Source organism: uncultured Intestinibacter sp., assembly GCF_902468165.1.
GTDB lineage: Bacteria > Bacillota > Clostridia > Peptostreptococcales > Peptostreptococcaceae > Intestinibacter.
On record NZ_CABQXJ010000111.1, the window covers coordinates 1 to 5,855 of the forward strand.

General features: G+C 28.9%; 8 protein-coding genes. All 8 read left to right on the forward strand.

The window, feature by feature from the left end; genetic code table 11:
- Window positions 1-172: 172 nt before the first annotated feature.
- A complete protein-coding gene (locus RDX53_RS13525; RefSeq protein ID WP_307994337.1) occupies window positions 173-721 on the forward strand; it encodes a hypothetical protein in 549 nt (182 codons plus the stop codon).
- 303 nt (window positions 722-1,024) lie between these two features.
- Entirely contained in the window at window positions 1,025-1,693 is a 669-nt protein-coding gene (locus RDX53_RS13530) for a GDSL-type esterase/lipase family protein (protein ID WP_195931639.1), read from the forward strand.
- Between the two features lie 26 nt (window positions 1,694-1,719).
- On the forward strand, window positions 1,720-2,193 hold the full coding sequence (locus RDX53_RS13535; protein WP_207743888.1) for a DUF4358 domain-containing protein: 474 nt from the start codon (window positions 1,720-1,722) through the stop codon (window positions 2,191-2,193).
- 165 nt (window positions 2,194-2,358) lie between these two features.
- Window positions 2,359-3,615: an MBOAT family O-acyltransferase gene (locus RDX53_RS13540; protein ID WP_330643915.1), complete on the forward strand. Its 1,257-nt coding sequence runs from the start codon at window positions 2,359-2,361 to the stop codon at window positions 3,613-3,615.
- A gap of 14 nt (window positions 3,616-3,629) precedes the next feature.
- The gene (locus RDX53_RS13545) at window positions 3,630-4,844 is read left to right on the forward strand and encodes a DHHW family protein (RefSeq protein WP_207743886.1); all 1,215 of its coding nucleotides are present in this window, start codon (window positions 3,630-3,632) and stop codon (window positions 4,842-4,844) included.
- 109 nt (window positions 4,845-4,953) lie between these two features.
- A complete protein-coding gene (locus tag RDX53_RS13550) occupies window positions 4,954-5,151 on the forward strand; it encodes a hypothetical protein (protein WP_195931637.1) in 198 nt (65 codons plus the stop codon).
- A 165-nt stretch (window positions 5,152-5,316) separates the two neighbouring features.
- Window positions 5,317-5,538: a hypothetical protein gene (locus RDX53_RS13555; protein ID WP_195931636.1), complete on the forward strand. Its 222-nt coding sequence runs from the start codon at window positions 5,317-5,319 to the stop codon at window positions 5,536-5,538.
- Between the two features lie 101 nt (window positions 5,539-5,639).
- Window positions 5,640-5,816, forward strand: coding sequence for a hypothetical protein (locus tag RDX53_RS13560; RefSeq protein ID WP_195931635.1), 177 nt, complete (start codon window positions 5,640-5,642; stop codon window positions 5,814-5,816).
- Window positions 5,817-5,855 lie beyond the last annotated feature (39 nt).

Here is a 5,855-nt window from a genome sequence, read left to right on the forward strand (position 1 = left end):
TAAAATCACGGCAGGTATTGGGAATATCTTCCGTTACTGTATTTCTCATAACAATATTGATGATGGTTGGGATTTATATGCTAAATCAACATCAGGAAGCATCGGACAAGTTGTTGTTGAGTCTTCAATTGCGTATGAAAATGGATACTTGACAACAGATCCTGAGAAAACAGTGGTGGGTGAAGGAAATGGATTTGAACTGGGTGGAGAAAGTATGCCAGGGAATCACATTTTAAGAAATAGTATTTCATTCAACAACTATGCTAAAGGCGTTACAAGTAACAGCGGACCAGACGTTCAAGTGTATAACACCGTCTCATTTAATAACGGTGGAACAAACCTTTCATTATATACATCTTATAAAGAAACAAACTATAAGTTAGATCACTTTGTTTCTTATAACGGTGGTAAAGTAGATGATATTAAGTTGACTGGACAGTCAAGTTTAGCAAGTGAAACTAACTATCTTGATGGTAAAAATATTAATGGGGAATCTGTTCCATCTAGTTGGTTTGAAAATGTGGATATGAAAAACTATCCAACGATTAATGAAAAGGGTGGATTTGATTTTAATGGTGGAATTTTAATTATAATTGTTTTAGTATTTTTGTTGTTATGTACAGACTTTTTGGATGATATATTTGACGATGATAATATCTGGATTTGGGTTATATTAATAATTTTACTATTATTTAATTTTGATGATGGATGTTGCTGCTAATAAAATATTTAATAAAAAAGTTAGTTTTTGGTAAAACATTATAAACTAACTTTTTTTACTTTATCATGTTGTAAAACAGTGACATATTTGTTACATTATTACTATTTAATAAAGAAACATAAAATGTTATAATATGTATTGAAATGTAGGATGTTTATAATATTAAGAGGGGGAGTGATTTAAATAAGACTCAAAAAGAAAGTCAAGAGAACTCTAATTGTACTTGGACTTGCAGTTACGGGATTAATTATTACAATTTCTGCAAAGGCTTTAAATGCTCCAGATGCCACAGAAGATCAACAAGTGGCCCAAGGTGTAGAAGCTATAAAACAATTAGAAACTCAAGATGTAGTACAGGTTGAAGAGCAAATAGAAAATATCAAAGCTCAGCATGGAATAAGTGAACAAGTATCAAGTGTAAATACAAATGATACTTCAGCATCAGTAGACTATAAGAAAAAGTTTTCGACATCAGTTATAGCTGGCGACTCAAGAGCTGAAGGAATATCTGCCTACGGAGTATTAACTCAAGCCTCTGTAGTTGCACAAAAAGGTAGAAGTCTTTCAACCGCTGTACAAAATGGTGATATAGACACAGCTATAGGAATGTATCCAAAGAATATGTTTTTAACATATGGAATAAACGATGTAGTAGGCGTTCAAAGTAGTGATGCATTTATTAAATTATATGGAGAGGTTATAGATAAAGTTAAATCTAAATTACCTAACTCAAACATATACATCTGTTCAATACTACCAGTTACAACAGCCGCAGCGAATAAACAACCAAATCTTAAAAATATAGCTCAATGGAATCAAGATTTAAAACAATTATGTGAAGAAAAAGGCGTAAAATTTATCGATGCTAGTAGCATTATGTCAGAAGGTAACTATGAACCTGATGGTATACATTTCGGAGTTACTTGTATAAAAAAATGGTTAGATTTATTTATACAACAAGCCAACTTATAGGAATCTAGAGAGGGTTAATAATAAAGATGAAATTAAAAAAAACAATAACAACTATCGTATCTGTAGTATGTGCATGTACAATTTTAACTGGATGTACAAAAGTTAACGATAACTTAACAGCAAAAGATATACAAAAATCGATAGAAGAAACAGGGCTTGTCGAAAATATGGAAGAGACAGGGACTAAGGGATTAAAAAGATATTACGGCTTAAATGCAAGCGATTTTGACAGTGTAGTATTATATACTCCTGAATCATCTATGGAAGTAGATGAAATGTTAATTGTAAAAGTAAAAGATAAATCACAAATAGACTCTTTAAAAGACACAATTGACAATAGAGTAAATTCACAACTTCAAAGTTTTGGAAGTTATGGACCACAACAATGCGCGTTATTAAATGACTATGAATTAAAGTCAGAAGGAAAATATGTATTTTTTGCAGTATCAGAGAATGCAGAACAACTAAAAGAAGCTTTTAAAGAGGCAGTAAAACAATAGAGGGAGGCGATTAAAATAGTATTCAGTAGTATTATATTTTTGTTTACATTTTTGCCAATAACATTATTACTATATTATGTTAGCCCTAGAGTATTAAAAAATTCGATTTTATTACTAGCTAGTTTAATTTTCTATGCATGGGGAGAGCCTATATACGTATTTTTAATGATAGGTACAATCTTAATAGATTATTTACTTGCAATTTTAATAGATAGAAATAGAGATGATTACAGTAAGTGTAAATGGATATTTATACTTACTATTATTTTGAACGTAAGTATATTAGGATTTTTTAAATATTTTGGATTTTTCGTTAATAACATAAATAGTATATTTAATTTAAATATTCCTTTTGAAGGATTAGCACTTCCAATAGGGATATCGTTCTATACATTCCAAGTATTATCTTATATAGTAGATGTTTACTTAGGAAAAGTTGAAGTACAATATAACTTAATTAATTTTGCAACATACGTTACAATGTTCCCACAATTAGTTGCGGGACCTATAGTTCAATACCAAACTATAGAAGAACAATTAAATACTCGTCAAGAAAGCGTATTTAAATTTGGAGAAGGTGTTGAAAGATTTATACAAGGTTTAGGAAAGAAAATTTTACTAGCTAATAATATAGGGATGTTATGGACAACTATTTCGTCACTAGAATTATCTTCTATATCTGTCCTTACTGCATGGCTAGGTATAATAGCTTATACTTTCCAAATATACTTCGACTTCAGCGCTTACTCAGACATGGCGATTGGATTAGGAAAAATGTTTGGATTTGAATTTATGGAGAACTTTAACTATCCATATATATCAAAGAGTGTTACTGAGTTTTGGAGAAGATGGCATATATCTCTAGGAACTTGGTTTAGAGAGTATATATACATACCTCTAGGTGGAAATAGAGTTAGTGTACCAAAACAAATTAGAAATATATTTGTAGTTTGGGCGCTTACAGGTTTATGGCATGGAGCGAATTGGAATTTCGTAGTATGGGGATTATACTACGGTATTTTATTGTTAATAGAGAAGTTTGTTTTAAAATCTTTCTTAGAAAAAGTGCCAGACAGCATAAAACATACTTATACAATGTTATTTGTAATAGTAGGATGGTTATTCTTTGCAAGTGAGGATCTTGGATTTGCACTTGATTACTTAAAAATAATGTTCTTTGCATCAGGAAATACAATAGTAGATACAGCAGGAATTTATTATTTATACACTAATATAGTGATGTTTGCGATACTTATAGTATTCTCAACACCTATTATAAAACGTACATTAGAAAGTCTTGCTCAAAAATATAGAGATAAATTAATAAATCCATCATTAGTTATATATGGTTTAGTTTTATTTTTAGTTACAGCTTATTTAGTTAATGAAACTTATAATCCATTCTTATATTTTAGATTTTAAAGGTGGTGGGAAATATGACTGAAGCATATAAAACAAAAAATAGAAATATAAAAAATAGACCTAAAAAGAACAAGCCAAAACATAAACATAAGCTTGGCAAAAAATATTGTATATCACTGTCAGCATTATTTATATGTTATATGGCATTCTTTGTCGTAGTAAATACTTTTGGAGAAAAAAGAAGTTTCTCAGAAACTGAAAATAGAGTACTTCAAACAAAACCTAGTTTTTCAATAGAAAAATTGTTAGAAGGAAGATTTATAAGTAAATATGAAGATTATAAAGTAGACCAATTTTATAATAGAGACTTTTGGAATGATGTAAAAGTAAAAGCAGATAAATTACTACTAAAAAAAGAATCTAATGGAGTTTATTTAGGTAAGGATGGCTATTTATTAGATCAATTTGATAAACCTAATGAAGAAAATGTGGCTAAAAACTTAGAAGCTATAAATACATTTGCTGAAAAATACAAAAATGTAAAACAGTATATGTTGATATCACCGACAGCTGTTAACATACTTGGCTCTAATCTGCCTATGGCAGCACCAGCACAAAATCAGCAAGAGTATATAGATAATTATGCCCAAAAATTAGATTCAAATATAAAATTTGTCGATACTTATACAACATTACTTGAGCATAAAAAAGAAGATATATTCTATAGAAGTGACCATCACTGGACAAGTTTAGGAGCATTTTATTCATATCAAAAACTAGCAGATGTTATGGATTTAAGCAAAAAAGATAGTGATGATTATGATATAGAGTTAGTATCTAATTCTTTTGTAGGTGCATTATCGTCTGAAAGTGGATACAAAACAAAAAAAGACAAGGTAAAAGTATATATACCTAAAGATGAAAACGACAAAGTAGTAGTTAATTATGAAGAAGAACAAAAGAAAACAGCTACTTTATATGAAAGTGAGAAATTAGAAGAAAAAGATAAGTATCAAGTATTTTTAGGTGGAAATCATCCACTTGTAAAAATCAATACTGCATCAACAAGTGGCAAAACACTGCTTATTTTTAAAGATTCATATGCAAATAGTTTTGTTCCATTTTTAACATCTCATTTCAGTAAAATTATATTAGTTGACCCAAGATACTATTATGAAGATATAGATGAGCTTATGAAGTCAGAAAATGTAGATGAAGTATTATATCTATATAATGCAAATACATTCTTTAGTGACTCAACTTTAGCGCCAGTATTAAACAACGAATAACATTAAATAACTAAAAATGATAAATTTTGTAACCTTTCGACTTTTATCTGCATAATATTTAGTAAATAAATAATATATTTATTAATATCTAAAAAGGGAGAGGAATATAATGCAAGAACAAAATTTATCAAGATTTTTTGGTGGGGGTTTATTTAATTTCTTTGATGAAGATTTCTTCGGAGGTTTCTTCTTAATAATAATTATATTATTATTAATGGTTGGAGACGACTTAATAGAATGGATAGCATGTAACCCAGAAATGTTAATTTGGATAATAATCTTAGTATTATTATTTAGTTGCTTTTAATTTTTAATTAGCTAATTTTAAACTATCTATATATTAAAAAATAGATTTTTAAGAAATAGGTAACAAATAAATATTTTTATCATAATATATAATAGAGCATAAAGACCTTTATCATTAGAATATGATGGAGGTCTTTTTTGATATATCAATCAAGGAGGGATTTTTATGAATCGTAAATTATCCAGAATGTTTGAATGTATCGGAGGTAGTGGATGGTGGATTATAATTTTATTTTTCCTATTTTTAGTCTTCCAAGAATGTTTTGTAGATATCTGCTTAAGCGACTGGATACCATTTTTAATTCTACTTCTAATCGTTTGTTCATGCGATTGTGATGATAATGACTGCTACGATAATTACCAAAATGGATACACTTGTGGATGCTAAAAAAACTTAGAGATAAATATTTTAAACATTATCACAAATTAACACTTTTGCATATTATAAGTTAAGAGCAAAAGCTCAAACATCAACAGGAGGTAAAAAAAATGTTAGACAGATTATTTGGAGAAGATGGATTCTTTGGAGCAGGAGCATGGTGGATAATAGTATTATTCTTCTTATTCCTAGCATTTGGAGAAAGCTGGGTAGACATCGACATAATGGCATGGATACCATTCTTAATAATATTATTAATATTATGTAGCTGTGGTGGAATATTATAATTTTAAAATAGGGGGAATAGAAAAATGTTAGATAGATTA

Bases quoted from the DNA above. Each gene is read 5' to 3' on its own strand.
- RDX53_RS13545 (WP_207743886.1), top strand. From the start codon at position 3,630: ATGACTGAAGCATATAAAACAAAAAATAGAAATATAAAAAATAGACCT.
- RDX53_RS13550 (WP_195931637.1), top strand. From the start codon at position 4,954: ATGCAAGAACAAAATTTATCAAGATTTTTTGGTGGGGGTTTATTTAAT.
- RDX53_RS13555 (WP_195931636.1), top strand. From the start codon at position 5,317: ATGAATCGTAAATTATCCAGAATGTTTGAATGTATCGGAGGTAGTGGA.
- RDX53_RS13540 (WP_330643915.1), top strand. From the start codon at position 2,359: ATGATAGGTACAATCTTAATAGATTATTTACTTGCAATTTTAATAGAT.
- RDX53_RS13560 (WP_195931635.1), top strand. From the start codon at position 5,640: ATGTTAGACAGATTATTTGGAGAAGATGGATTCTTTGGAGCAGGAGCA.
- RDX53_RS13535 (WP_207743888.1), top strand. From the start codon at position 1,720: ATGAAATTAAAAAAAACAATAACAACTATCGTATCTGTAGTATGTGCA.